The 25,940-nt window shown below is 62.6% G+C and carries 19 protein-coding genes and 4 pseudogenes; 9 read left to right on the top strand and 14 right to left on the bottom strand.

The window, feature by feature from the left end; genetic code table 11:
* Positions 1-66 precede the first annotated feature (66 nt).
* Positions 67-524: pseudogene (locus tag ABIB28_RS08835) on the top strand (transposase); the annotation flags it as partial.
* Between the two features lie 260 nt (positions 525-784).
* Here ABIB28_RS08835 and istB (ABIB28_RS08830) read toward each other — a convergent pair.
* Entirely contained in the window at positions 785-1,630 is an 846-nt protein-coding gene (gene istB, locus ABIB28_RS08830) for an IS21-like element helper ATPase IstB (RefSeq protein ID WP_354287850.1), read from the bottom strand.
* Positions 1,627-3,125, bottom strand: a pseudogene (istA, locus tag ABIB28_RS08825) (IS21 family transposase). The gene istB (ABIB28_RS08830) and the pseudogene istA overlap by 4 nt, the downstream one beginning before the upstream one ends.
* A gap of 108 nt (positions 3,126-3,233) precedes the next feature.
* Between istA and ABIB28_RS08820 the strand changes: the two are divergent.
* Both ABIB28_RS08820 and istB (ABIB28_RS08815) read left to right on the top strand, forming a co-directional pair.
* Positions 3,234-3,494 (top strand): annotated as a pseudogene (locus ABIB28_RS08820) (IS21 family transposase); the annotation flags it as partial.
* Positions 3,491-4,350, top strand: a pseudogene (gene istB, locus ABIB28_RS08815) (IS21-like element helper ATPase IstB). The pseudogenes ABIB28_RS08820 and istB (ABIB28_RS08815), both read left to right, overlap by 4 nt.
* 341 nt (positions 4,351-4,691) lie before the next feature.
* Here istB (ABIB28_RS08815) and ABIB28_RS08810 read toward each other — a convergent pair.
* From ABIB28_RS08810 to ABIB28_RS08770, 9 genes are all read right to left on the bottom strand, one after another.
* Entirely contained in the window at positions 4,692-5,810 is a 1,119-nt protein-coding gene (locus ABIB28_RS08810) for a glycosyltransferase family 4 protein (RefSeq protein ID WP_354287849.1), read from the bottom strand.
* Between the two features lie 137 nt (positions 5,811-5,947).
* A complete protein-coding gene (locus ABIB28_RS08805) occupies positions 5,948-6,601 on the bottom strand; it encodes an ABC transporter ATP-binding protein (RefSeq protein ID WP_354287848.1) in 654 nt (217 codons plus the stop codon).
* Positions 6,598-7,398 carry an ABC transporter permease gene (locus ABIB28_RS08800; RefSeq protein WP_354287847.1) on the bottom strand — a complete coding sequence of 267 codons (801 nt, stop codon included), beginning with the start codon at positions 7,396-7,398 and terminating at the stop codon, positions 6,598-6,600. Before ABIB28_RS08800 ends, ABIB28_RS08805 begins: the two co-directional genes overlap by 4 nt.
* A gap of 3 nt (positions 7,399-7,401) precedes the next feature.
* Complete coding sequence (locus ABIB28_RS08795; protein WP_354287846.1) at positions 7,402-8,511, bottom strand: KpsE/RkpR family capsule polysaccharide export protein; 1,110 nt, start codon at positions 8,509-8,511, stop codon at positions 7,402-7,404.
* Positions 8,512-8,682: 171 nt separating this feature from the next.
* Positions 8,683-9,882: a polysaccharide biosynthesis/export family protein gene (locus ABIB28_RS08790; RefSeq protein ID WP_354287845.1), complete on the bottom strand. Its 1,200-nt coding sequence runs from the start codon at positions 9,880-9,882 to the stop codon at positions 8,683-8,685.
* A gap of 9 nt (positions 9,883-9,891) precedes the next feature.
* Entirely contained in the window at positions 9,892-11,019 is a 1,128-nt protein-coding gene (locus ABIB28_RS08785; protein WP_354287844.1) for a glycosyltransferase family 4 protein, read from the bottom strand.
* Positions 11,001-12,029 (bottom strand): GDP-mannose 4,6-dehydratase, encoded by a 1,029-nt coding sequence (locus ABIB28_RS08780; protein ID WP_354287842.1) that lies wholly within the window; start codon positions 12,027-12,029, stop codon positions 11,001-11,003. The genes ABIB28_RS08785 and ABIB28_RS08780 overlap by 19 nt, the downstream gene beginning before the upstream one ends.
* Positions 11,989-13,023, bottom strand: coding sequence for a GDP-mannose 4,6-dehydratase (gene gmd / locus ABIB28_RS08775; RefSeq protein WP_354287840.1), 1,035 nt, complete (start codon positions 13,021-13,023; stop codon positions 11,989-11,991). The genes ABIB28_RS08780 and gmd overlap by 41 nt, the downstream gene beginning before the upstream one ends.
* Before the next feature lie 215 nt (positions 13,024-13,238).
* On the bottom strand, positions 13,239-14,609 hold the full coding sequence (locus tag ABIB28_RS08770; RefSeq protein WP_502958224.1) for a capsule polysaccharide biogenesis protein: 1,371 nt from the start codon (positions 14,607-14,609) through the stop codon (positions 13,239-13,241).
* Between the two features lie 346 nt (positions 14,610-14,955).
* On the opposite strand from ABIB28_RS08770, the gene ABIB28_RS08765 reads away from it, so the two are divergent.
* Positions 14,956-16,302, top strand: coding sequence for an LTA synthase family protein (locus ABIB28_RS08765; RefSeq protein WP_354287838.1), 1,347 nt, complete (start codon positions 14,956-14,958; stop codon positions 16,300-16,302).
* 99 nt (positions 16,303-16,401) lie between these two features.
* On the opposite strand, the gene ABIB28_RS08760 is transcribed toward ABIB28_RS08765, so the two are convergent.
* Positions 16,402-17,148: an HAD-IIB family hydrolase gene (locus ABIB28_RS08760; protein WP_354287836.1), complete on the bottom strand. Its 747-nt coding sequence runs from the start codon at positions 17,146-17,148 to the stop codon at positions 16,402-16,404.
* Between the two features lie 794 nt (positions 17,149-17,942).
* Between ABIB28_RS08760 and ABIB28_RS08755 the strand changes: the two genes are divergently transcribed.
* The 3 genes from ABIB28_RS08755 (at position 17,943) to ABIB28_RS08745 (ending at position 22,094) form a co-directional block, all read left to right on the top strand.
* Positions 17,943-20,147, top strand: a complete 2,205-nt coding sequence (locus tag ABIB28_RS08755; protein WP_354287834.1) for a coiled-coil domain-containing protein — start codon at positions 17,943-17,945, stop codon at positions 20,145-20,147.
* A gap of 234 nt (positions 20,148-20,381) precedes the next feature.
* Positions 20,382-21,020 carry a sterol desaturase family protein gene (locus tag ABIB28_RS08750; RefSeq protein WP_354287832.1) on the top strand — a complete coding sequence of 213 codons (639 nt, stop codon included), beginning with the start codon at positions 20,382-20,384 and terminating at the stop codon, positions 21,018-21,020.
* A 417-nt stretch (positions 21,021-21,437) separates the two neighbouring features.
* Entirely contained in the window at positions 21,438-22,094 is a 657-nt protein-coding gene (locus ABIB28_RS08745; RefSeq protein ID WP_354287830.1) for a murein L,D-transpeptidase catalytic domain family protein, read from the top strand.
* Between the two features lie 14 nt (positions 22,095-22,108).
* Here the strand turns inward: ABIB28_RS08745 and ABIB28_RS08740 are convergent, their stop codons facing one another.
* Positions 22,109-22,936, bottom strand: a complete 828-nt coding sequence (locus ABIB28_RS08740) for a D-alanyl-D-alanine carboxypeptidase family protein (protein ID WP_354287828.1) — start codon at positions 22,934-22,936, stop codon at positions 22,109-22,111.
* Between the two features lie 243 nt (positions 22,937-23,179).
* Complete coding sequence (locus ABIB28_RS08735; protein ID WP_133190984.1) at positions 23,180-24,028, bottom strand: flagellin N-terminal helical domain-containing protein; 849 nt, start codon at positions 24,026-24,028, stop codon at positions 23,180-23,182.
* 248 nt (positions 24,029-24,276) lie between these two features.
* On the opposite strand from ABIB28_RS08735, the gene ABIB28_RS08730 reads away from it, so the two are divergent.
* A complete protein-coding gene (locus ABIB28_RS08730) occupies positions 24,277-25,581 on the top strand; it encodes a sigma-54 interaction domain-containing protein (RefSeq protein WP_354287826.1) in 1,305 nt (434 codons plus the stop codon).
* Positions 25,578-25,937, top strand: coding sequence for a flagellar hook-basal body complex protein FliE (gene fliE, locus ABIB28_RS08725; RefSeq protein WP_189676607.1), 360 nt, complete (start codon positions 25,578-25,580; stop codon positions 25,935-25,937). The genes ABIB28_RS08730 and fliE overlap by 4 nt, the downstream gene beginning before the upstream one ends.
* Positions 25,938-25,940 lie beyond the last annotated feature (3 nt).

Below are 25,940 nucleotides of genomic sequence, written 5' to 3'. Positions count from 1 at the left end.
CTGACGTGCCCCCCGTCTTTTCCTCCAGTTGGAGCTAGAGTCCGACCCAGAAGAAGGGACGGACAGATGAAGCGGAAGCAGTTTTCGGAAGAGCAGATCATCGGCACCCTGAAGGAAGCCGAGGCTGGAGCGGTGGTGACAGACCTGTGCCGGCGGCACGGCATGTCGAGCGCGAGCTATTACGCCTGGAAGGCCAAGTTCGGCGGCCTGGAAGTGTCCGATGCGAAGCGGCTGCGGGCGCTCGAGGAGGAGAACGCGCGGCTCAAGCGGTTGCTGGCGGATACGATGCTGGACAACGCAGGTCTGAAGGACCTGCTGTCAAAAAAATGGTGACGCCTGCCGCAAAGCGGGAAGCGGTCGCGCATCTCCAGACGGCGCTGGGGATGAGCGAGCGGCGGGCGTGTGCTGTCGTCGGGGCGGATCGCAAGAGCATGCGGTATCGCTCGTGCCGAGGGGATGATGGCGACCTGCGGTCGCGATTGCGCGAGTTGGCGCAGCAGCGCCGGCGGTTCGGCTATCGACGGGACTGTCAGGATTTTCGTGTGTGGCCGGGCATAATGGGTAAAATGAGTCCCACTTTGCCTCGACGCAAAGAGCCTACGATCTCCAATGCGCTTCTCGATCAACTGCTGGCTGGCGGCGACGCCAGTGCGGCGTTTGATCAGGGCGGGCTGCTCGACGCCCTTAATGTGGCGCGACAATCTGGGTAAGAAGCGCGTCAATCAGGGTGAGAACTGATTGTCGCGGCGCGACAGGGATGGCGGGTTTTTTCCCGTGGCAAGATTTAAGTGTCGGCCTGATTGTCGCTCGGCGTTGATTGCTCGACCGTCTTGATTGTCGCGTAGGTCGGCGGTCGCCCTGCACCGGTGCGTCGCTGGACGGCGGTGCGACGCCTATAGCTCTCCACGTTCATCTCGAAGATGGTGGCGTGGTGGACGAGGCGATCGACTGCCGCGAGGGTCATGGCGGGATCGGGGAAGATCCGGTTCCATTCGTCGAACGGCTGGTTGTCGGTGATGAGCGTCGATCGTTGCTCGTAGCGCGCGCTGATGAGTTCGAAGAGGACCGATGTCTCGGCCTGGTCCTTGGTGACGTAGGCCATGTCGTCGAGGATCAGCAGATGGTATTTATCGAGCTTGGCGATAGCGGCTTCGAGTGTCAGCTCGCGGCGCGCGACCTGGAGCCGCTGGACGAGATCGGAGGTCCGGGCGAACAGCACGCGCCAGCCATTCTCGATGAGCGCCAGACCGATCGCGGCAGCGAGGTGACTCTTGCCTCCGCCCGGCGGGCCGAACAAGATGAGGTTGGCGCCCTGTTCGAGCCAGCCGTCCCCCGCGCAGATCTCCATGACCTGGGCACGTGAGATCATCGGCACGGCGTCGAACGCGAAGCTGTCGAGCGTCTTGCCCGGTGGGAGCTTGGCCTCGCCGAGATGCCGCTCGATACGGCGTCGATCGCGTTCGGCGATCTCGTGCTCGGCGAGTGCTGCCAGGAAGCGGGCTGCGGGCCAGCCTTCCTTGTCCGAGCGCGCGGCGACCTCGGGCCAGCTGTGTTTGATCGCGGGAAGGCGCAGGTCGTTGAGGATGAGGGTCAGACGCTGCGCGTTGATCGGCTGGGACATGCTGGTCATGCCGCCACGCCGTTCAGCAGGATATCGTACGTGCTGAGCGGTGCCAGCGTGACAACGACCGTGGGGAGTGTCGCGGGATCCGGCGCGAAGCGTCGGCGCAATGCCGCCATGACCGGCAGCCGACCGGCGTCAAGATCGGTCATTAGCACGTCGGCGAGCTCTGCCTCGCAGGCCCGCTCGTGCGCGAGCGCGAGCAGCTCGACCATCGTGCGACAGGCGATACGGTCGGGCAGTTGCTCGAGGAGACGATCGAACATCCGTCGATACGCCTCGCGCGGGAACAGCTGGTCGCGGTAGACGATGCCGATGAGCGCCATCGGCTTGCGCCGCAGCGAGTGGATCACGTGCCGATAATCGACCACATGGCCGTGCTTGCCGTTCCGGGCCGATCGTCCGCGCAGGAGCGTCATCAGCCTGGTTGCGCCAAGGAAGACGTCGAGCCGATCGTCATAGAGCCGAACACGCAGACGGTGGCCGATCAGCCGCGAGGGGACGGTGTAGAACACCTTGCGCAACGTAAAGCCGCTGCTCGACGTGACGGTGACGATCACCTCCTCATAATCGCTCGTCCGCCGGTCGGGTAGCGGCTGGAGATGGGCGCGCTCGGCATCGATGCGTGCTGCCACCCGCCGGTTATTGGCCGCGATCACTTCGTCGATGAAGCAACGATAGGCGGCCAGGTCATCGAACGCGGCGCTGCCGCGCATCAGCAGCGCGTCGCGGATCGTCTTCTTGAGGTGACCGTGCGCGCTCTCGATCGATCCGTTCTCGTGCGCAACGCTGCGGTTGTTGCGGCTCGGCGTCATGCCGTAATGCTCGCACAGCGCATCATAGCGACGGGTCAGACCGCCCCGAGCATCGGCATCGAGGTTGCGGAACGCAGCCGACAAGCTGTCGGTGCGATGATCCAGCGGGCTGCGAGCGCCCACAGCGCGTTCTGCAACCCCTGGGCGAGCGCGACATAGCTCTCGCCGCCCAGGATCACATGAGCATGCTCGAAACCCGACCAGACGAGGCGAAAGTGATAAAGCCGGTGGTCGAGGGGAACGCCGGCGACGGTGACTGCGAGATCGGCCATGTCGGTGAAGTCCGACAGACCCATCCGGCCTGGCTCGTGGGTCTGGCGGAAGATCACCTTCTGCTCCTCGCCGTGGAGAGCTCGCCAGTCGCGGATCCGCCGCTCAAGCGTCCGCCGGACCCCGGCGCCGAGATTAGGAAGGCGGCGCAGCATCTCCTGGAACACCGCGTCCGAACGCAGACCGGGCGCTTCCATCAGCAGCGGCACAACCTCGGCGTCGAAGATATCGGCCAGGGGGTCGGGACGACGCCGGCCCCGAACGCCTGTCTTCTGCGAGGGAAGCCGCAGATCGCTTGCAATGCGATATCCGGTCGCCGAGCTGAACCCGGCCTTGGCAGCCGCTGTCGCGACGCCGTCACTGTGTCGGAACTTCATATAGAGCCTCATCTGATGATCGTTGATGTGGCGACCGGGCATCTGCGGCTTCCCCTGCGAGAGAGGAAGCCGGGAATACCCGACCGACCGTGATCATCAGCGGCACGCCCCCTCCCGATCCTCATCCTGGTTGTCGCGCGTTCTCACCCTGATCGTCGCGCCGCAAACCGGGGCAAGCGCGAGTTTATACAGGTGCTGCGCCCGCTGGAGGCGCTGCCGCTCGACATCGTCACGGGCGCGGTGATCCATGCGATCCAGATCGGTGCGGTCGGGTTCGATGCGATCAAGCTGATCGCGCTGGCGCGCATCGAGCGGCGACCCGCCCGGCTCGACCTGGCGGCCTATCCGCACCTGCCGCGAACGGCGGTGAAGACGACCTCGGCCGCCGACTACGCGGTGCTGGCGGCATGAGCGGCGCACCCGATACGATGCCGGTCGGCACGATGAGCGGCACACCGCAGGTGCTGCTGGCCCATCATCTCAAGCAGCTGAAGCTGCCCACCGTGCTGCGCGAGTATGACAAGGTGGCCCGCGAGTGCGCGCGCGACGGCACGGACCATCCGCGCTACCTGCTGCGGCTCATCGAGCTTGAGCTGATCGATCGCGAACGGCGCACGATCGAGCGGCGTATCCGGGCGGCGCGGTTCCCGGCGGTGAAGAGCTTCGACACGTTCGAGTTTACCGCCATCCCGAGCCTCAACAAGATGCTCGTGCTGGAGCTTGCCCGCTGTGAGTATGTCCTGCGGCGCGAGAACATCATCGCGCTGGGCAACAGCGGCACGGGCAAGACGCATGTCGCGCTAGCCCTCGGTCTGGCCGCCTGCCAGAAGGGCTTTACCGTGATGTTCACGACCGCGGCCGGGCTGGTCAGCCAGCTGCTGGAAGCGCGTGACGAACGCCGCCTGCTGAAGATGCAGCGCGACCTTGTAGCGGTGAAGCTGCTGATCATCGACGAGCTTGGATATGTGCCGCTGTCGCCTACGGGCGCCGAGCTGCTGTTCGAGGTGTTCTCCCAAAGGTACGAGCGTGGCTCCACGATCGTCACCTCCAACCTGCCGTTCGAGGACTGGACCCAGGTGCTGGGCAGCGAGCGGCTCACCGGCGCGCTGCTCGACCGGCTCACCCACCACGTCAGCATCTTGACCATGAACGGCGACAGCTATCGGTTAAAGCAGTCCGCCGGGCGTCGGCGCTCCGCCGCCAGGGCGGAGCAAAACCAGACCACCGAGATCATCGACCCGAAACAGGCGAGGTCACCACCACCTGATCGACGACGACAACGATATGAAGAGGGCCCCGATCGGGGCCCTCTTCATATCGTCAGGCCCGCATCAACAATGGCCTGCTTTTACTCCGCCCCGATGGCTTGGAATCCGACCGGCGTTGACACTTGTGCAGGGGCCGTCCACGCCATGACGTCAGAATGCCTAGCCCGCCGTCTAAACCATCGAATTGAGGGGGCCCTTTTGAACGGCGATTGCCCCGCTAAGTGGGTCGTTTCTTGTTCGCCGATCCACAGGCCCGCTTTAAATTGGCCCCGTTGGCCGCGAATCCACCGGCGTTGACACCTCGCTTCGCATCCTTCTACGATACCATCCGACGGCGTTGCTATCGTGTCTCTGCTTGCACAGGTCCCGGTGCGAACAAGGACCATACCGCGTCCGCGGTGTCTCGCCATTGTGCCAGGGCGGATGGGGCAGCCGGGCTATAGCTGCACCCGAGCGCAGCGTCGATCGCATCAGCAATCTGTTCCGCATTCGCATTGCGATCAAAAAATCGCACGCCTCCATAGGCATGCTCTCGAAAGACGGGAATATCACGCGCCAGGACCGGGCAAGCGTGCGCGACGGCTTCGACCACTGGCAGTCCATAGCCTTCGCCATACGATGCCGCGACAAGCAGATCGGCCCGGCGGTACATCGCAGCAAGGTCCTCGTCGCTCAAACCAACCTTCCACTGGAGCCGTCGCCCGAACTCCGGATGCTTTCGCAAACGTCGCTGCAGGGTCGCGGTCTTCCATCCGGATGTCCCGACGATGGTCAGGGACACGTCGTATCCTCGGCTCCACAGCACGTCGACAGCGCTGAGGATGTCCCCATAGGCTTTTCGAGGTTCAATCGTTCCGACGGCGAGAAGGCAGGGTCGTTCACCTGCCAGCGGTACCGCCGGTGTCGGCGAAGCATGAGGGAGGCTGTCGAACCCAATCGGAATCACGGCCAGCTTAGGGCGGTCTTTAAGGCTCAACCGATCCAGGAACAGCCGCCCCAGATCGTCGGCAGTGCTTTGCGAGATGCAAGCATACCCGTCTGCCACCTTCGCCGTCGCAATAAGCCACCACTTAAAACGCAGGACCACTTTGGACGAGAAAAACTGCGGCAACTCGACCGGCAGCATATCGTAAACGATAAACCAGATACGCACCCCGGAGCGTCGGTCTCGAGCGAACTGACGAGTATACCGCCGAACAGCGTCGAACGACAGGTCGAGCCCCAGGAACACATCACCGCGCCCAGCTTCCATCTCTTCGCCAAATATGTAGTCGCGTTGGGGCCAGCTTGAATACCGAAACGTCCCGTTCTGCCAGCGCACGGCTTGTATTGAGTTGCCTCGCGGCCCAGCGCGCATTTCACGGATGATGGCCCGCACCACGCGCTGGATGCCAGTTTCGGGGTCGTGTCGTGCAATCCTCGTTACATCAACAAACACCCGCCCGGTGGTCGCCTGCACGGCCGACGGGTGCCCTGGGCGACGGGCGGAAGCGATCCGGAGTCGGACCAGCCACCACGGAGAGGCTGTCGCACACAGCAATCGAAGAACCCACCAAAACAAAGCTGTTCTCGCAAGTTGGCCGGCAGATGATCGAATCAAGTTACAGATTTTTGGTAATATTCAAACGCTTCGTCGATCTCATCAAAATTGTGGAGCTTTCCGCGAACCAAGACCGCGGCACGGTTGCAATGTTCGCGGATGTAGCCGGCATCGTGCGATACGATCACCAGAGCTCGATCGGCCCGCTTTTCAAAAAGTTCGATGCGACATTTCTCGTGGAAACGCGAGTCGCCGACCGATACCACCTCATCGATGAGGAAACAGTCGAACTCGATACTCATTGACACAGCAAATCCCAAGCGCGCCCGCATTCCGGCCGAATAGGTGCTGATCGGCTCGTACAGATAGTCTCCAAGGTCGGAAAACTGCTGAACGAATGCAATCCGCTCCTTAACATCAACACCGTAGATACGGCATATGAACCGGAGATTGTCGATGCCAGTCAGAGCAGACTGAAACCCACCCGTATATGCGAGTGGCCAGGACGCGCTCATCGTGCGCGTAATGTGGCCGCTGGTGGGCTGCTCGGCCCCGCTGATGATCCGGATCAGGGTCGATTTACCCGCGCCGTTCCGACCAAGAACACCGATCTTGTCGCCATAACCAATGGAAAGGCCAACGGACTCGAGAATTTGACGCGGTCCCCGACGGGTATGATAAAATTTGTCAACGTTATCGAGCGTAATCATTCTGGGATGACCTCGCGGCTGACCTTCCGCAATTGGGCCAGCGCAAGCAGCGTCAGGCACGCGCTCACGATGATCGGATAGGACATGTCATAATGTGCATGGAACTTCGAGCCGAAATACCCGTCTCTGATATATTCGGTGCAATGGACCATCGGGAGATACAGAACGACGTTCTGTGCCGCCTTGGGCAGGATATCGACCAGATAGGCCGCCCCGGACAACGGGAAAAAAAGATATGACGCTGGATGCCACAGCTTGTCGACGAGTTCAGACTGCTCCGCCCACGCGCTCAACAGCAACGCCAGCGACATGCCGAACCACGTCAGAACGGCCCATCCGCCAATGACCTGCAAAAGATCTTCGGGGGGCTGGATCAGACCAACCGTCACAAAGATCAGCGATAGAATCGCAAACGAGATCGTCGCCCCCGCCCCTTCCAGAATAAGGCGAGCGAGGAGTACATCAAGCACTCTCACCTGGCGATGATATAACAGCGAAAGATTCGGCTTAACCCCCCCGATACAGCGCGATGGCATGTTTCGCCACAGCAAGACCGCCGAATATCCAGTCAAAGCGAAGGCTGCAACCGGCAGATCAATGCCGTGGGAAACATTCGCAATCGACCAAAGTGCCGTCACCCCGAGCGTAAACAGCATCGGTTCCACGAACAGCCATAGGAAACCAATGTTATGTCGACCGTAACGGGTTAAAATTTCTCTCAGAAGCAGCGCGCCGAGCACACGACGCTGAACCGCCAAGGAAGAGCGAAATGAGGTAAAGGCGCCTGTCGCAGGCATGCCTTAATCCTTATGCTCTTTGACGCCCGCGAGCAGCATCGTGACAATTCCCCAAGCGACGGCACCCAGCAAAAGGGTCGACAGGATCCCGCGCCAGCGGCGTGGCTCTGTCGCTTCGTCCGGTCGGCTTGGCTGAACGATACGCTCGAGATAAGCCTGTTTGCGGCGGGCTTCGTTCGAGGCATCCTGCACTGACGACATTGCAGCCCCGAGCTGTTTGTCCGCAAACTGGCTCTCGAGCGCGAGCCGCTGATATTGCGCAGCTGTCGAAGACAAGGATTTCTGGCCGCCTGCAACCATCGAAAGCTGATCCTGCATCTCACGCTCGAGGCCCCGCACCTTTGTCTCCAGCACGCTAATCTGGGGATTCTGGGGTGCAATTGAGCGTAATTGCAATAGCTCGGAACGGCCCGCAATTACCTCATCTTGGAGCTTGGATATCATCCCAAGCTGTACGGTGGCCTGTTTTTCAGGATCTACCACGCCTTGGCGGTTACGGAACGACGACAGCGCCAGGGCGGCCTCGCGCGCTTTGGTCTTCGCTTCTTGCATTTCGACCGACGCAAACTGAATCAAATCCCGACGGCCGCGCTCGTTCAAATCGTTGACGGTTGCTTCGGCCATCTGAAGCAACTGAGAATTGACGCGATACGCCTCCTCCGGGGAATAGGCGCGAACCGACAGCGTCGTGATCGACGCGGTCGTCTCATGTTCGATCTGGATCTTGCTTTTATAATATTTGTAAAGTGCTTCGAAGCTTCCGTTGAAGCCGAAGCCATTGAACCGATCAGCGAACGAAATCTGCGGCGCGGTATAGGCGTTCGCATAGCTGCCTCGGCGGTTGAGCGCCTTCAGCGCGTCGCGCGACTGAATGAAGCTTTCAGCGGCATAGATCTCGTCGCCGCCATTGGTGAAGCCAGTCGACTTCAGCAACACGCCGAGTCCCGTCGTTGCGGGCTTGTCCGGGCTGCGAACAACGAACCGCGACTCAGAGATGTAGACGTCAGAAGCCAGGAACAGAAAGTAAACTATCGCGATAGCCGTGGGGATAATCACGGTAATCAACAATATCCGATCGATCTTAGCGACGCGCCCAAAAACCGTATTTTGCATATCGTTCCGCACTCTATTTCGATCGCGATCTGATCGAATTTGACAATGACACTGCGCATACTGCGCTCGTATGGCGAAAAAGCGGAACTATGCACGCGTTTGCGGCACTGCGGCTCCGCGCGTTTAACCGCTCTTCGCTGCGAGGGCCGTCGAGTGCGGGCAGCGCAGGGATCACGGAACGGCCGTCGCAAGGGTAGCGACCGGGAACACCGTCGATGAAATCACGCTAACAAACTTCTGAATATCCGCCAGCGGAGCGTTCGAGACGTAAAGGACGTCCTTGTCATGGATAGGAAAGCCCTGCGCCACAAAAAACGTCGCAGGATCCTTGAGATTGACCCGATAGATCACCGCAACCTTACCGTCGGGCGTCAGGCGCGCGGTCTGACGGGTAGTTTCATCGAGCGCCGCCGGATCTTCCAGACGGAAGATGAAGACACCCTTCACGTCCGCACGCTGATCCTGAATGCCGGCAACCCGTCCGAGCGCCTGCGCCAAGGTCAAACCGGTGCCCTCGTATGCAAGCTCCTCGTTTCGGCCGGTCGCCCCCAATGCGGTGAAGCTGAACGGCTGAAACAACGCAGTGACGATGTCATCCGGCTGCAGACGGATATTCTGCCGCGGATCGCGGATCACCGCGCCCAACGGCATAGAAGCGTTCCGCTGACCGCGCGTGATTTGGATCGTCATCTTCCCGATCGGCTGACGTACCCCGCCGACCGCAGCCAGCACGTCGAGCAAACGTTCGCCTTTGGCAGTGACCGGGACCCGAGCACTGGTGGTTACATCACCCACGACCGTCACGTTGGAACTCGCATTGCGCACCATACGGACGATAACCTGGGGCAGATGCGCCTTGCCGACAAGCCGACCGGTAATCTCGCGCTCGATCTGTGACGACGTGCGTCCTGCAGCCGTGACCGATCCGACAAAGGGGACATTGATGCGACCATCGGCGTTGACCATCTGCTCAGGCAGCGTGGTGCCGCGAGCGGTAGAAACGGATCCACCCATGCGCGGATCGGCCCCACCCGAGCCGAACAGCGCCGCGGGGGGGGCCTCCCAAATCGCGATATCAAGGACGTCGCCACGGCCTACGATCGAACCCGCGGCATAGCCGTCGCCGAGCGATTCGGAAAAAAGCCGCTGCTGTTGGCTCGCAATGACGCGCCGCGCTACTCCATCGGATACGTCGATGATTTTAATTGAGGCGTTGTTGTCCATCACTACGCCGCCTGCGCGGTTCACGCTACGCGACGATGGGCCCGCTGCGGACATGATCGCACAGCCTGACAACGGCACCATCACCGCACATGCAAGCAACACCGTGCCAAACGCACCGGAAAACCGGTCTAGTCGAAAAGTCGTCATCACGTTCCTTTAACCGACTCTACCACTGCACGCTTGGTATATATCGACAGTTTTACCGACACATCTCGCCCACGTATAATGCGCACCCAGCTTTGTGCCCGCGCATATAGCGTCGTTACGCCAGATGTCATCATCCAAACCCCGTTCGATCGCCCAGCTGAGCGCGTCTATGTCGTCTGGGTCAATCATCATCGCGGCCCCCTGCGTCACTTCGGGCAAGCAAGATCGATCCGAGACGATTGTCGGGACTCCGCAAGCCATCGCTTCGATCGGCGGCAAACCAAAGCCTTCATAGACGGATGGGTATAAAAAGAGGCGCGCGCCGGCATACAGTGCGGGAAGATCTTCTTCTGACACGAAACCGAGCATGAGGAGACGCCCGTGGCGCTGCTCCGCCTCGATCAGTGTATGCAGGCGCGCATTTGCCCAACCTTTCGCGCCAACCAGAACGAGCGGAATGTCACGGCCAGTACGATCGCAAAACACCGCATGCGCGGCAATTGCCGATTCGATTCGCTTTCGTGGTTCGAATGTCGCGACCGAAAGGACATAGTCGCCAACCGGTTTGCCGAACAGGCGTAGCAATGTCGCGCGGATCTCGTCGGACGAGCGCGCCGTGAAGCGGTCCGAGACGCCGAGGTGAACAGTCGACACCTTCTCGGCGGGATAGGAGAGATGATCTATGAGATCCCTCCGCGTCGCCTCGGAATCCGTGATCACATGCGTCGCGCGGGCAAGCGAACTCTCGAAGTGCTTCTCAAAATCCCTGATCCGCTCGATCGGATGAGTCCCAGGGTGGAGATAAATCGATAGATCGTGGACCGTGATGATCCCACTCTCGGCGAGTGGCGGTAAGAAATAGTTGGTGCCGTGGATCAAGCGCCCGTCGAACTGCTGTTTTGCGCGCCAGCGCCGGAGAATTCGCGGCAATCGCGACCGCCGACGGGCTTTGCCGCTTATCAAACCCGCAGGGTCAGAATGCCAATGGTCGCCAAGAAAATAGCTTAGCTCCGTAATCTCGGGGCGCGCGGCGAGCCCCTGACCCAATTCCCAGGTGTAACGGCCGATACCCGTGAGATTTGTGGACAGCGAATCGACTGTTATCCCGATTCGCATTCCTACGACTCGATCATCCACCGCAAGGTCTCTTCGAGCGGGGGCATCGCCAGTGGACCGATCACACGTTGGAGTTTTTCGCGTGAACCCTTGAGCAGCTTCACCTCATTCGCGCGCACGAACGCGGGATTCACTTGGACATCGATCTCACGCCCGGCGATCCGGCACGCCTGCGCAACGACCTCGCGCAGTGACACCGCGGTTCCCGAGCAGACGTTGAACGTCTCCCCGACTGCGGCCGGTGTTTCGATCAACCGGAGATACGCATCGACAACCGCACGAACGTCAGAAAAATCGCGCGCGACATCCAGGTTGCCAAGCTCCATCACGGGCGCCCTGCGCTTGATATAGCCGACGATCTTCGGGATCAGAAACGCATCGCTCTGCCCAACACCGGTGTAATTGAAAGGTCGCGCGACGATCACCGGCAGGCGTGGCGCATAGATTGCCGCCAGATGCTCGACCGCGACCTTGCTGATCGCATAATCGTTGGCGGGACGGACCGGCGCATCTTCGCTCAGCGTCCCCTCGCTCGCGTTGCCATAGACGTTAGCGCTGCTGGCGACGAGCACCGCGCGCGGCGGCGCAGCCGCCGTCGCGCTTGCCTCGAGCAGGGCGCGCGTACCAAGCACGTTGGTGCGGTACATCTCCTCGAGATCACCATGTGCGACGAAGGCGATGCCCGCGAGGTGCACCACATAATCAGGGCGGATGCCGGCGATGACCTGAGACATTCGTGCTCGGTCGAGCAGGTCGCACGTGTGGAGCACGTCGGCCGCATTTTGCGCAGCCTGATCCGCATCGCGCACCAAACCGTGAACCACATGACCCGCGTCGCGTAGGCGATCCGCCATGTAGACGCCGGTAAAGCCGTTGATTCCGGTAACGAGCGTAGTGATCACAGGCGCGCACTCGCGCGACCGTGACCTTTCGTTATCAACCGCCGCAGCCGCCCCATCGCGACGGCAGCACTCACCGTAATCCGCGTCATCAGAAGGACATGCCGTACTGGTTGCGCCGCAGATCGGCATCGACCATCAGACGGCAGAGCTCTTCGAGCGTGGTCTTGGGCTTCCAGCCGAGCACGCGCTCGGCCTTGCTCGCGTCACCGATCAGCAGATCGACCTCGGCCGGGCGATGGAAGCGCGGATTGACGCGAACGACTTCCTTGCCGGTGGCGACATCCACCGCGGTTTCATGATCATCGGCACCGCGGAATTCGAGATCGATATCTGCCGCCTTGAACGCCATCCGCACGAAATCGCGAACGGTCTCGGTGCGGTTGGTCGCGAGCACGAAGGTGTCGGGCTCGTCGGCCTGCAGCATCGCGTACATGCCTTCGACATATTCCTTGGCGAAGCCCCAGTCGCGCTTGGCGTCCATGTTGCCGAGCTCGAGCACTTCGGCCTTGCCGAGCTTGATCTTGGCGACGGTGTCGGTGATCTTGCGCGTGACGAATTCGCGACCGCGCAGCGGGCTCTCATGGTTGAACAGGATGCCGCTGCTGCCGAAGATGCCGTAGCTCTCGCGGTAGTTAATCGTGATCCAATGCGCGTAGAGCTTGGCGACGCCATACGGGCTGCGCGGCCAGAACGGCGTGTCTTCCTTTTGCGGCACAGCCTGAACCTTGCCGAACATTTCGGACGTGCTCGCCTGGTAGAAGCGGATCTTTGGGTTCACACAGCGGATCGCTTCGAGCATGTTGAGCGCGCCGATGCCGGTAATCTCCGCGGTCGTCGCGGGCTGGTCGAACGACACGCCGACGAAGCTCTGCGCTGCAAGGTTATAGACTTCGGTCGCCTCGGATGTCTGCAGCAAGCGGATCGAGGAGGAAAGATCGGTTAGGTCGTGCTCGACCAAATGAAGGTTCGGATCATTGAGAATCCCAAGCTCTTCGATACGCCAGAAGTTGACCGAACTGGTCCGACGATACGTGCCATAGACGCGATAATTCTTCGCCAGAAGCATTTGTGCAAGATACGCGCCATCTTGGCCCGAAATACCTGTTATGACAACGGTTTTCATAAATCGCCTCTCAATCTTTCATTGCGCCGACGAACGCTCAGACGCGATGCCCCCAAACAATTTTAAGGCGCGCACCCTAACCCGCCTTCGGCCACGCGCTCTAAAACTGCCGCTCGGGCATTAGCAGGCTTTTTTTCCCGGTACAGTCTTAAGTTCGGTTTTCAGAACGGCGATTGCTGCGTTGCAGCACCTAGGCAACGATCGCCAAACGGGTGCTATCGCGGATGATGCTGATTGCCGATCTCGGGAGGTTGCCAGACCGCCGTCGCTGGCACGGTCGGCTTGCGTACCTGTGGAATTGCAACCTTCAATGGGCTTGCCGCCTCGAGCCTGGCTACGACCCCTTCAATCACCTTGTCGAGCGCCTCGTCCGAGAAGAAACCGCCGGCCACCAGACAGCGGTCGATCAGCACGCGCCGGAATGCCGCGAAGGTTTCGGCATTGGGCTTGCCCGGGTCGCGCCAGAAATCGTCGAGCCGCCCCTGATAGGTGACGCCCTCGATGTCGTAAACCGCCTGACCCAGCGCGATCACCGGAATATCGAGCGCGATCGCCAGCGTGCCGCTGGTGCTGTTGATCGTCACCATTCCCTTCGAGCGCTGCGTTACGGGAACGATGTCGCCCATCTCGAGATAATCGATCCGGTCCGCTACGCCGTGCAACGCGGCCAGCATCATCGCCTCGTCGCTCCAGTCGCGCACGCCATTGTCGAGCGGATGCTCCTTCACCACTAGCCGCATATCCTTCGGCGCATGGCTGGCGAACGACGTGATCACCATCAGCAACGCATCGGCAACACCCGCGAAAGACGAATGGAAGCGGATCTGCGCATCCGAATCGAGCTGGAGCGGAAACACCATATAGGGTTCGGTCGTCACGGCGAGCCGGGCAAGGACCGCATCGGCGCGTTCGCGCGCTTCCTTGCGGCGCATCAATCGACGGGCCCAGCCGATGCCCTCGACCACCGGATGGAACGGGCGGTGGTTTTCCCAGAACGGATAATGCCAGCGCGTCAGCACGTCGGCGAGATTGTAGAGAATGCCCTCCACCGCGCGGCGGCGAAACGACGAGGGGAAGGGATGCTGTGGCGGCACCGGCGGCAGCGTTGCGGCCTCGGCGCGATACCAGGCGGCATCGCGCGGCAGCGTCGAATGGCCATTCACCCCGCCGAGTTCGAGCGTCACCCAATCGGGCCGGATATAGCCTTCTTCGAAGACATGGACCGGGATGTGGAGATCGCGGCACAGCGCGATCGCGGCGATGTGCAGCGGGCGGCAGTCGCCGAACAGCACGACGTCGGTAATGCCGCGATCGGCGATGATACGCTCGAGCGCACCCGGCCATTCCGCCGGGGTGCCGCGATAGTCGATCCCGTTCGGCAAGCGCCAGAACAACCGGTCGCCGCCGTTAAAATTGACCTTGTAAACGCCGTACCCGTCGCGCCGCAGCGCTTGCCCGACCTTGCGAAAGAGCGGCCCCATCAGCCCCTGCAGCAACAGGATGTTGCGCCGCTCGAGCGCGGCCGGCACGCCCGGCGCCGCGACCTGCGGCATCAGGACCGGCGCGCCGGTAGAGTGTTCGGGCATCTGGTCTTCCTTGTCTTCACCCGGCAATGGCTGTGCCCCATACGCCATCGTTCCCAAACGCGCTCATACAGAGCGTTGCGGAACTTTCCAAGGAGGCCAGCGCACGCGCGCGATCGTGACAGCCTTGTCCACGGACGCTATAGCTCAGCCGCTTCTCCTTGCAGCAAGTGCGCAGGCAAGGTTCGGTCGAGGCAGACGACGCGCCCGTTCGAAGCGCGCATTTGTGGCGGATGATGTGATCGTCTTTATTGCTATGATGATCGCGTCGATCCTGCTTGACGCTAGTGTGAGGCCGCGCGCGATACGCTTTCGCGCGGCGCGCGGATTGGCGCTGCATGCCCTGGCGATGACCGCGCTATTCGGTTTCGGCCTCGCCCTCTCGGGCAATGCGCCGGTCGCGGCGCTGCTGGCGATCGCGCTGCTGGCGTTGTTCGTCGTCGCCTCCAACGCGAAATTCACGATGCTCGGCGAGCCGCTGGTGTTCTCCGACCTCGCCTTGCTCGTCGCCGTCGTGCGTCACCCGCGATTCTATTTCACCGCGATTCCGCAGCGTCAGCGCTGGCTCGGGGCGATCGCGCTGCTCCTCGCCGTTCTGACGCTGATGGCGCTGTTCGAGCCTGCGCCGCTCGCGCACTCGGCGGGCTTGGCGGTGATGATTGGCGCGGGTGGCGCGATGTGTGTGCTGCTGCGCGGACGCTGGTTCGCGGCGGAGGCGCTGCGGCCGGCGCTCGAGGCGGATCTCACGCGCTTTGGGCTGATCGCGACCGCGGCGCTGTATTGGCTACGCTGGCGCGAAACCGCCGACCCGCCGCTGCAACCGCCCTTGCCCGCGCCGCATGCCGCGGCCGGGATCGCCGCGCCGCAAGTGATCGTCATCGTGCAGTGCGAATCGTTTGCCGATCCGGTCGCCTTGACGGGCGACGCGTCACGCGCACTGCCCGGGCTCGACCATGCCCGCGCCGCCGCATGGCAATATGGCGAGCTCGAGGTTAGCGGCTTTGGCGCCTACACGATGCGCACCGAATATGGCGTCCTGTTCGGCCGCAGCGAAGCAGCGCTCGGTTTCCGGCGTTACGATCCGTTTCTCAGCGCGCACGGCGAGGCGAGCTTTGCGCTGTCGGCGCGGCTCGGCGCGATTGGCTATCGCACGACCTTCGTCCATCCGCACGATCTGCGCTTCTATGGCCGCAACCGACTGATGCCGGCGGTCGGGTTCGACAGGTTGATAGGCGCGGAGGGCTTTGCGCCTACGCTGGAAGGCGGCGGGCGGTATGTCGATGACCGGACATTGGGCGACGCGCTCGCCGCGCTGGTCGATGGATCGCCCGAAACGGCGCTGATCTATGCGGTCACGATGGAAAACCACGGCCCGTGGGACAAGGATCGCGAGCCCGGCGCGGCGATCGGGCTCGACGCCTATCTGCGGCATCTGCGCAGCAGCGATGCGATGCTGACCGCGCTGTGCACTCGCCTCGCCGCCGATGAACGCCCGGCGCTGCTCGTGTTTTTCGGCGATCATCGGCCGAGCATTCCCGGCATTCTCGAACCCGGCGGTGCGCGGCACACGCCCTATGTCATGCTGCGCTTCGACGGGACGGGGAACACGATCGCGGGCAACGGCCGGGTCGACCTGACGCCCGCCGACCTGCATCACGCGGTGCTCGACTGCCTCTGGCCGCCCGCGGCGGTGTAATCGTCGCGCTCTCCGTGACGATTCCTGCGATCGGTCACGCGATAGCACGAGACGCGACGCCGTACGCCGCCGGCGGCTGACCGCCAGCGGCCGCACCGCTCATTTCAGGCAGGCGACGATACCCTCGATCACCGCGACGGTTTCCTTGGGATCGCGCACGCGGACAGTGTCGAGCCCGAGTTCCTTCGCCGGATAATCGTTGCCGCCCGGGAAGATCGCGTCGCCGATGAACATCATCTCGTCGAGCGCGATGCCGCTCGCGTCGCGCAGCTTCTTGAGGCCGTACGCCTTGTCGACGCCTTCGCGGGTGATGTCGATCGAGGTCGCGCCGCCCATGTTGATCGACAGCCCCGGCAGACGCTTGCGCAGATCGGCCTGGATGATCTTGCGCTTGGCGAAATCGGGGTCCCAATGCTCCTTGGCGTCGAGCGGCGCCTGCTGGCCGAGGGCCGAGAAGGTGATCTGGCTGCCGCGATCCTCGATTCGCTCGCCCCAGGTCTGCTCAGGGACAAAGCCCGTCTCGACCAGCGCAGCGTCGAATTCGGTCAGGATCTTGGCCTTGGTCGCATCATCGAACAGTTCGGCGAAGACCGCCGACCAGGCGCCGTCCTTGAAAGTATAGAGCTTGGTGCCGGTGGTCGGCATCAGCCACAATTTGCTGCGATCGGCACCTACGGGCAGGCGCGATGCGACCTGCTTTTCGAATTGCGGCCAGTCGCCGCCCGAGATCACCGCGACATGCGCGACGCCGAGCAGATCGGTCAGCGCTTGCTGCATCGGCTCTTGCAGCGGCTGCTTGCTCTCGGCCAGCGTTCCGTCGAGGTCGAAGGCAACCAGTTTTTTCATACGCCGGGTCTCTGAAAACTAGGGCCTGAAGGGCCGATGGACACAATGCCCGAGGCCTTTGCGCAGCGTGCGCATCCTTGGCAAGCCAATTATTGCCCGAGCCGACGAGGCCGCAACGGCGTCAGCCCCCCATAAAATGATCTGCGCTCCGGTTTGCACTGTCTCAAGGTGCTGGCCGTCGGGAGGCAGAGGCTACCCCACGCGCGATTGGCGCGCAATTCGCCCCCGGGTTTGCGGGGACACCCGCTTGATATCGGGCGCATGGGGACTGGTGCCGCCTGCCTCGCAAAACAACCTCGCCGCTCGCCAGTCGCCCCTCGGTCCGCGAGAGCACGATTATGGGGTTCAGTTCCATGGATTATAAGGTGTATGAGGTTACGTTGAATAAGCGCTGAGGAAGGTCATCGTAATTGGTTTCGAAGCCGGAACAAGGTCCCGCGGATCGCGTACGACCTAATAAGCGTCGCCGCAGCGATTCAGCCAATATTAGCCCTACGGATGGCCGGGAGATTGTTCGAGCTAAATTGAATGACCTGACCAATTTAAGGGACATTAATTCGCGTACACTACCGGTTTTTCTGCATTCCAGCTTTCGAACGTCGAGTACATGGCTTTGGACGAGCCTCAGAAGACTCCCGAACGTGCTTGCGTATTACGAAATATTTAACGAAATTATTTCGGATATTAGCGAAAAATCGATAATTAGCACGACATACTCGACGTGGGATTCGCGTCATCCAGCGCAGGCTCCATATTTTCTTGAATATCTCCCCCTTTTAAAGAAAGGCGGTGGCGTGATCGGCTTCGACGTCAGCATGGCGCTCGAACGCTTCATCCCTCAAGGTGGGATGGACGGGGACCTGTCACTCGAAGAGCAATCATATCTCAATATCCTCGTGGAGCACGCGTATCGAAGTCGGAAGGTCCCACTCCTGAGTTGCACGCGCAGCATCGGGCGGATGGCGGCAATCAAGCGCTTCATGCCGGTGCAGAATGTCTTGCTTCATCGCAACATATTCGAACAGTGGTCGTCTTATTCAGGACAATTTTTGCGGGGCAATCGCTTCTTCTTTGACACGATCGATCACACTGCTGCGTCATTTCACAATGACAGGTTTCTGAACGGGCTCAACGAAGCCCTATCGGATCGCGTCTCGTCACCCAAGGACGAGCAGACGTTTCTTCTGTTTATCCTGATGCATATCTATCTTTATGCTCAGTCAATCGAGTCCGCCGATTTGGTGATCGATACCAGCGCGCTGACGACCGATCCCGCGTTGCGACGCTCGGTCGAAGCCCAATTGTCCAGCCTCGTCTGCGCCCCCGTCGATCTGTCTGATGCAAAATCCAACTTCGACACATCGATCGTGCTGGTGCGCGATCGCAAGCAATTCATCGATACCATCGAGCAATTCGTCAAGATTATCGCATCGACTTGCGCGAGCGAGGAAGCGGCGGCTTTCGCGTTCAAACTGAAAGACGAGACGCTTGCACAGTGGGACCTACATGACAGGCTGACGCGCAGCGCAACGATTTGGTATGACGGCCTGACGACAGAGCTTCAGCACAAGAACGACGAGCATGTGCGCGCCCAGGCCGCGACCGAGTCCCAGGTCGCCGCGGCTGGCGGCGAGCGCGACGATGCCGTTGCCACACTAGAAAATATCGAGGCGGTTCGCATCACGGCCGACACGGCATTGGCGACGGTGACGGCTGAACGCGATGCAATCGCAGCCACCCACGCCGAGGCCGCGGCAGCGCGAATCGTGGCGCAAGACGCCGCGGCTGCGTTCGAGGCGGAACGCGATCGGATGGCCGCGGCGCTCGACGCGACGACCGTCGCCCGGGATGCCGCGGACGCAGCGATGGACGCGCTCGGCGCGGAGCGCGATCGCCTTGCGACGTCCCTTGCGTCCATGGCCGCCGCCAAGGCCGCGGCCGACGAAACCACAATCACCATCACCGAGGACCGCGATCGGATCGCCGCAAGGCTCGCGGAAGCCGACGCCGCGAGGATTGCGACCGAAGAGGCTATCGCGACAGCGACTGCCGAGCACGAACGGCTCGCTGCGTCGCTTGTGGAAGCGGCGCAGGCGCGCGCCGATGCCGAGGCCACGCTGAGCGTTGCGGCAGAACGTGACAGCCTTGCCGCTGCGCTAACCGAGGCCTTGGCCTCGCGGTCGCTTGTCGAAAAGGCGAATGAGGCGCTCAGCGCGGACTGCTACTGCATCGCCGCGACCCTCGCCGGGACCACAGCAGCCAAGGACGCTGCCGATCATCGCACCACCGAACTCGAAGCCGAGCGTGATCGCATCACCGCAACGCTCGGCGACACGGCTGCCGCCAAGGACGCCGCCGACCGCCACGTCGCTGAACTCGAAGCCGAGCGCGATCGCATAGCCGGAGCGCTTGCCGAGACTGCCGCCGCCAAGGACGCCGCCGACCACCATGTCGCCGAACTCGAAGCCGAGCGCGGTCGAATCACTGCGACCCTCGCCGAAACCGCAGCCGCCAAGGACGCCGCCGACCGTACCGTGACCGAACTCCAAGCCGAGCGCGATCGTATCGCCGCAACCCTCGCCGAAACCGCGGCCGCCAAGGATGCTGCCAACACTACCGTCGCCGAACTCGACGCAGAGCGCGGCGAGCTCCGCGCGGCCTTGACCGCGGCGGAGGCGGCCAAGGCCGAAGCGGACACCGCCATTACCGCGCTCGAAGCCGAGTGCCATCAAATCTCCGCAGCTTTGTCTGATATTAGCGCCGCGAAGGCGGGCGCGGACGAAAGCGTGGTGACGCTGCAAAACGAACGCGACCGAATCGCGGCCGAACTGACCGAGACCGCGGACGCGCGCGACGCTGCAATCAGCCGCCTCTCGGAAGTGGCGGAGGAGCGGGACAAACTTGCCGCCACGCTCGCCGAACTCGAAGCGGCGCGCTTGGCAGCCGAGAGCGCCCGCGCGGCCCGCGCCTCACCGTTGCGCCGACTTTGGTCGAATTGACGTTGGGCACAGGGTCGTCGCAGGGCCTTGCGATTAGCCCTGCTGCGCTCTGGTTAGCGTCGGCGCGCGACAAACGCGGCTGCTGTGTTGCCCAAAATCAACGCCGGGCCACTCGCTTTTCGAAAGTGTCAGCACGGTATCTGGAATTGCGCTATTGCGAATTGATCACGTCTTTCGCTGCGTGTAACAGTTTCGCTGCACTGCAACTAAGCCCGTTGATCAGTCTGCCGTAGGATGACCATGCCGATCACTGGAACGCGACATAAAGGCGATAGCGGTGAGGATCAGCGTATCCGGCTGTTTCGCAACGACTTTCTCGAGCGCACCACGACGGTATCGCCGATTGCCTTTGGGGTCACCTGGCTCGGCATGCTGGCGCTTGCTGTCTACGCGAGCTGGGGCTTGATGAGCTTCATCGAGTCGGTGGGCCTCGCGCTGCTCGGCCTCTTCCTCTGGTCGCTGTTCGAATATGCGATGCATCGCTTCGTGTTTCACATGAAGCTCACCTCGAATCTCGGCCGCGCCTTCCTCTTCCTGTCGCACGGCAACCACCACACCCAGCCCAACGATTCGTTGCGCAATCTCATGCCGCCGCTCATCAGCATTGCGATCAACGGGACGGTATGGCTGCTCTTGTATCTCGTCGCGGGTCCGATCAGCTCGGTCATCTTCATCGGCTTCGGCATCGGCTATGTGATCTATGACAGCGTGCATTACGCGGTGCATCAATTCCCGCTACGCCACGGCTTGCTCGGCCGTTTGAAGCGGCATCACATTCGCCATCATTATGCGCGCGAGGAAGGCAATTTCTCGATCACCGCGATCTTCTGGGATCGGGTTTTCGGGACCGAAGTCGCGACCAAACGGCGCTAAGCGGCTTAGGCGACCACGCGCCTGCACCAAGCCGGGATGCTGCTCGCCGCAAGCCCGCGGATATTGGTTCGTGACTACTGTCACGTCGACCTCGGCAGACACCGAATTGCGACGGCCGACTCCGACATCCTATCGGCAAGCGCATCGCGGGTGACTGGAATTCGCACGCAGGCGCCTGCAAAACATAGCGGACTCTGCACGATCGCGCTGGATCGGCGCGCGTATGGCTGAAACGTCTCGAAAACGCGACGTTACGATTTTTGACCGGGCGCGGCACGTCGACACGCGTTTGCGGCTGGATTGCGGCGAGCGGGGCATCTGGTGCGACAAGCAGCGCTGAATTCCGGAACATGTGGCGATGGCGCCCAATTTCCTCAGCGATTTCGTGGTACGACTCCTCCACTGTTTCCGAGGGACATGTCGCAAATCGTGCAACACTCAGTACCTACCCTGTCGCGTCGCAGCCTTGGCAAGGCCGGGCTCGCGCTCGTTAGTGCAGCCGCGCTGCCGCGGGTCGCCGCAGCGCAAGTGCCCGCTACCGTCCAACCACTCGCCTCGACGCGCGTCGTTCGCCCCGAACTGCTTCGCCGCGCGATGAGCGCGTTCCATCGCCATGGCGCGCAGATCGCACGCCGCGATCGCATCGCGATCGCCGATTTCTCCCAGCCGTCGTCGCAACCGCGCTTCTACCTCATCGACATGGCGAGCGGGATGACGACGACGCTGCTCGTCGCACATGGCAGCGGGAGCGATCCGGCGCATACCGGATTCCTCCAGCGCTTCTCGAACGCCGAGGGCTCGAACGCGTCGAGCGAAGGCGCCTTCGTTGCCTCGGATTATTATGTCGGCAAGCACGGCCTGTCGCAGCGGCTGATCGGGCTCGATCCGACCAATTCGAATGCGCTGTCGCGCGCGCTCGTCGTCCATGCCGCGTGGTACGCCAATCCCGACATGCTGCGCACGCACGGCCAGCTCGGCCGCAGCCAGGGGTGCTTTGCGGTCAGCGAGGGCGATCTCCAGCAAGTCTTCGCGCGACTCGGCGAAGGCCGGATGATCTATTCCGCCAAAGTGTGACGGCCGGCCCGGCGCTAGAAGGCGCCGCGCCGATGACGCGCCGGCGGCGTGAAGCCGAGCTCGACGAGATTCGCGACGCGCACGTCGCGCGCCTGGACTGATTTTTCCCCAAGCACGACCGCGATGACGCGCACGCCACCGCGCTTGGCCGAGGTCGCGATGTTATACCCCGCGTCGAGCGTATAGCCGGTCTTGATCCCGTCGACCCCGCCGACCTTGCCGAGCAGATGGTCATGATTCGCATAGCGCCGCGATCGCCACGTGATCGAGCGCGTCGCGAACACCGGATATTCGCGCGCGTGATCGCGCAGCAACGCCCGCGCGAGCGTCGCCATGTCGCGTGCCGTCGTCTGGTTGCCCGTGTCGGTCAGCCCGGTCGCGTTGGCAAAGCTGGTCCGCGTCATGCCCAGCTCGCGCGCCTTGGCATTCATCAGGCCAGCGAAATCGCGTTCGCTACCGGCGAGCCGCTCGGCGATCGCGACGCTCACATCATTGGCGGAATGGACCGCCATCGCCTGGATCGCGGTGCGCAGCGGCAATGATGTGCCGGCGCTCAGGCCGAGTCGCGACGCCGGCTGGCGCGCGGCCCGATGCGATACCGGAATCGATTCGCTGATCCGCACCCGCCCCGAATCGAGCGCATCGAACAGCAAGTAGAGCGTCATCATCTTGGTCAACGACGCCGGACGACGCGGCGCGTCGGGCAGATTGGCGAAGATCACCCGGCCGCTCGACGCGGTGACGAGCACCTCCGCAACAGGTCGTCGCGACACACCGCGCGCGTGCGACGGCTGCGCCACCAGGCCCGAAACGAGCGCCAGACTCCCCAGCATGACGCGCATCGACCAGGCGGGTACGCTTACTCTTACAGTTTCCAAAGCCATTCGCAGGTCTTGGAGCGGTGTCACTTAACAAGAGATTGCACACGCGCGCGTTTTGAGACGCACTGCGCACGATGCCGAAAAACCCCGGCGCCCATGACGGGAGCCGGGGTCTTCGCAGGCCGTCCACATAGATCGCCAAGCGAACGACCCGGTCGGCCCCGACACCCTTTATGGGGGGTCGGGCACCAGGGCCGAGGCCGCTTAGCCGAGCAGCTTGAGCACGCCCTGCTGGCTCTGGTTCGCCTGCGCGAGCAGCGCGGTCGATGCCTGGCTGAGGATCTGCGCCTTGGCGAGGCTGGTCGTTTCGGTCGAGAAATCGACGTCTTCGATCCGGCTCTTCGCGTCGGTCAGGTTGGCGACGTTCGAGGTCAGCGTGTTGACCGCCGAGGAGAGTCGGCTCTGGCCAGCACCGATCGAAGCGCGCGTGGTGTTGATCGACTTCAGCGCCGCATCGATGTTGTCGAGCGTGGTGCCCGCATTGGTGACGCTGGTGACGTCGAGTGCCGTCGCGTCGACCTTGGTGCCATCGATCGCCGCGATGTTGAGGTTCACCGTGTTGGCGGTCGCGTCGGATCCGGAGCCTGTCTGGATCTTGATCTTGATGTCGTCGGTCGCAGGGACGGGCGTTGCGGTGGTGACCTTGAACAGGCTGACGCCGTTGAACTTGGCGCCGAGCGTCGTCGAGAGCTGCGAGGTCAATTCGGTAACTTCAGTCTGCATGTTTGCGCGATCGTCTGCGCCATAGGTGCCCGACGCCGACTGGACGGCGAGTTCGCGGACGCGCTGCAGGATGTTGGTCGCTTCGCCGAGCGCGCTGTCGGCGGTCTGCGACAGCGCGATGCCGTCGTTCGCATTGCGGATCGCCTGGTTCTGGCCCTTGATCTGCGAGGTCAGCGACGAGGCGATCGCGAGACCGGCGGCATCGTCCTTGGCCGAGTTGATGCGCTTGCCGGTCGACAGGCGCTCGATGCTGGTGGCGAGCGCCATGCTCGCCGAGTTCGATGCGTTGGTCGCCTTGAGTGCGGCGACGTTGGTTCCGATAACGGTCATGGTGAAAATCTCCATTGGGTCCGGCAATCCCGCCGTCCCCCATCGGAGAGCCGAGCCGCCAACAGTGCTAACGACCGCATCCGCCGCGGATTAAGCACTTTTGCAAACCCGCTGCGCTTTTGCCGATTTTGCCTAAATTTACCGGCAAAAATCGCGGCAAACGGTCAGACTTTGCCGCCCCGGCAACATCCTTAACCATTCATTTACCAGAAATGCAGCATTGCAAGGCTCGTTCAAGGGGGCCCGTCATGCGATCCATCGTTCCGTCAGCCGCGATTCTTCGCCAGCACTATGCGCTGGTGTCCGCACTCCGCGCGCAAGGCTTCGCGATCGGCGCGTTCGAAGACGGCAAGGCGCCGCGCGACGCGCTGTTCCTCATTGCAGAGGGCGAGACCCCGCCCGCCGCCGCACGCACCGTCGTGCTCGCCAGCGAGGGGCGCTACGTCATTCCGTCGCACGACGGTGGTCCGGCACGGGTCGCCTTCGAAAGCGCCGATGCCGCAGTCGGTGTGGGCTTCGTCCGCGCCTTGCTCGCCGAACCCGAAATGCCGACCGCCGCCGACCCCGAGAGCCTCGCGCTCCACGCGCTCGCCGATCGCGTCGCCGCCGCCGACATCACCGTGCTGATCAACGGCCCGACCGGCACCGGCAAGGAAGTGCTCGCGCGCTCGATCCATCTCAAGTCGGCGCGCGCCGCCGGCCCGTTCATCGCGATCAACTGTGCCGCGCTGCCCGAGACGATGCTCGAGGCGCTGCTGTTCGGCCATCAGAAGGGCGCCTTCACCGGTGCCTCGTCGGGCGGCGAAGGCTTCTTCCGTGCAGCACATGGCGGCACGCTGCTGCTCGACGAAGTCGCCGAACTGCCGCTCCAGCTCCAGGCCAAGCTGCTCCGCGCGCTCCAGGAGCGCGAGATCGTTCCGATCGGCGCGACCACGCCGCAGTCGATCGACGTGCGGGTCATCGCCTGCGCCAACCGCGACCTGCAGGACGAGGTCGCCGCGGGCCGCTTCCGCGCCGATCTGTATTACCGCCTCTCGGTCTTCCCGCTGACGACCAAGCTGCTCGCCGAGCGGCCGCAGGATATCCCTGCGCTCGCCGCGACGCTGATCTTGCGCCATGCCGGCAATCGCCAGACCGTTCCCTGGCCCGATATGTCGGCGATCGATCTGCTGCTGCGCCACGACTGGCCGGGCAATGTCCGCGAGCTCGAGAACGTCGTCCAGCGCGCGCTGCTCTTTGCCGGCGGTGACACGATCTCGGCCGAGCACATCGTCTTCGACCGCCCGAGCGCACGCGCCGCCGGCGCAGCGAACGACGAGCCCGCGCAACCCGCGACGCCCCCTGTGACTTTGGGCAACATCGTCCAGATGCACGAATTCCAGGCGATCCGCGAAACGCTCGCCGCGTGCAACGGCAGCCGGATCGAAACCGCGCGGCGGCTCGGCATTTCGGAGCGCACCTTGCGCTACCGTCTCGCCAAGGCTCGTGAACAGGGTGACGACATCGTTTCTGCCGTCGGCCGGGTGGCCCAGTACGCCATGGGTGTCGCATGAGCATCGACGCGATCGGTGGCGGCGCGATGGGCGTCGACCGAGTGATGGCGCTGCGGGCGCAGATCCTCGAACGCAACCAGGCGCTCGCGCGCGCCGGGACGTCGGGCCCCGCTGCTCCGGCGACCGAAGCCAAGCCGACCAGCTTTGCCTCGACGATGGAAGACGCGCTGAAAAGCGTGAACCAGGGTCAAGTCGAGGCGAGCAAGCTCTCCGAAAGCTATGAGCGCGGCGAGACGATCGACATCGCCAAGGTGATGCTGGCGCGCCAGCAGGCTTCGGTCGGCTTCGAGGCGACGCTGCAAGTCCGCAACAAACTCCTGTCCGCTTACAAGGACATTATGAGCATGCCGGTATAATCG

The sequence above is a fragment of the Sphingomonas sp. UYEF23 genome, assembly GCF_040546165.1.
In the GTDB taxonomy this organism is placed as follows: Bacteria; Pseudomonadota; Alphaproteobacteria; order Sphingomonadales; family Sphingomonadaceae; genus Sphingomonas; species Sphingomonas glacialis.
This window is presented reverse-complemented; position numbering and strand designations above follow the sequence as displayed.

Excerpts from the sequence above, each read along its gene's own strand:
- istB (WP_354287850.1), bottom strand. The coding sequence starts at position 1,630 with ATGACCAGCATGTCCCAGCCGATCAACGCGCAGCGTCTGACCCTCATC.
- ABIB28_RS08805 (WP_354287848.1), bottom strand. The coding sequence starts at position 6,601 with ATGATTACGCTCGATAACGTTGACAAATTTTATCATACCCGTCGGGGA.
- ABIB28_RS08800 (WP_354287847.1), bottom strand. The coding sequence starts at position 7,398 with ATGCCTGCGACAGGCGCCTTTACCTCATTTCGCTCTTCCTTGGCGGTT.
- ABIB28_RS08795 (WP_354287846.1), bottom strand. The coding sequence starts at position 8,511 with ATGCAAAATACGGTTTTTGGGCGCGTCGCTAAGATCGATCGGATATTG.
- ABIB28_RS08790 (WP_354287845.1), bottom strand. The coding sequence starts at position 9,882 with ATGACGACTTTTCGACTAGACCGGTTTTCCGGTGCGTTTGGCACGGTG.
- ABIB28_RS08780 (WP_354287842.1), bottom strand. The coding sequence starts at position 12,029 with ATGCCGATCTGCGGCGCAACCAGTACGGCATGTCCTTCTGATGACGCG.
- gmd (WP_354287840.1), bottom strand. The coding sequence starts at position 13,023 with ATGAAAACCGTTGTCATAACAGGTATTTCGGGCCAAGATGGCGCGTAT.
- ABIB28_RS08770 (WP_502958224.1), bottom strand. The coding sequence starts at position 14,609 with ATGCCCGAACACTCTACCGGCGCGCCGGTCCTGATGCCGCAGGTCGCG.
- ABIB28_RS08765 (WP_354287838.1), top strand. The coding sequence starts at position 14,956 with ATGACCGCGCTATTCGGTTTCGGCCTCGCCCTCTCGGGCAATGCGCCG.
- ABIB28_RS08760 (WP_354287836.1), bottom strand. The coding sequence starts at position 17,148 with ATGAAAAAACTGGTTGCCTTCGACCTCGACGGAACGCTGGCCGAGAGC.
- ABIB28_RS08750 (WP_354287832.1), top strand. The coding sequence starts at position 20,382 with ATGACCATGCCGATCACTGGAACGCGACATAAAGGCGATAGCGGTGAG.
- ABIB28_RS08745 (WP_354287830.1), top strand. The coding sequence starts at position 21,438 with ATGTCGCAAATCGTGCAACACTCAGTACCTACCCTGTCGCGTCGCAGC.
- ABIB28_RS08740 (WP_354287828.1), bottom strand. The coding sequence starts at position 22,936 with ATGCGCGTCATGCTGGGGAGTCTGGCGCTCGTTTCGGGCCTGGTGGCG.
- ABIB28_RS08735 (WP_133190984.1), bottom strand. The coding sequence starts at position 24,028 with ATGACCGTTATCGGAACCAACGTCGCCGCACTCAAGGCGACCAACGCA.
- ABIB28_RS08730 (WP_354287826.1), top strand. The coding sequence starts at position 24,277 with ATGCGATCCATCGTTCCGTCAGCCGCGATTCTTCGCCAGCACTATGCG.
- fliE (WP_189676607.1), top strand. The coding sequence starts at position 25,578 with ATGAGCATCGACGCGATCGGTGGCGGCGCGATGGGCGTCGACCGAGTG.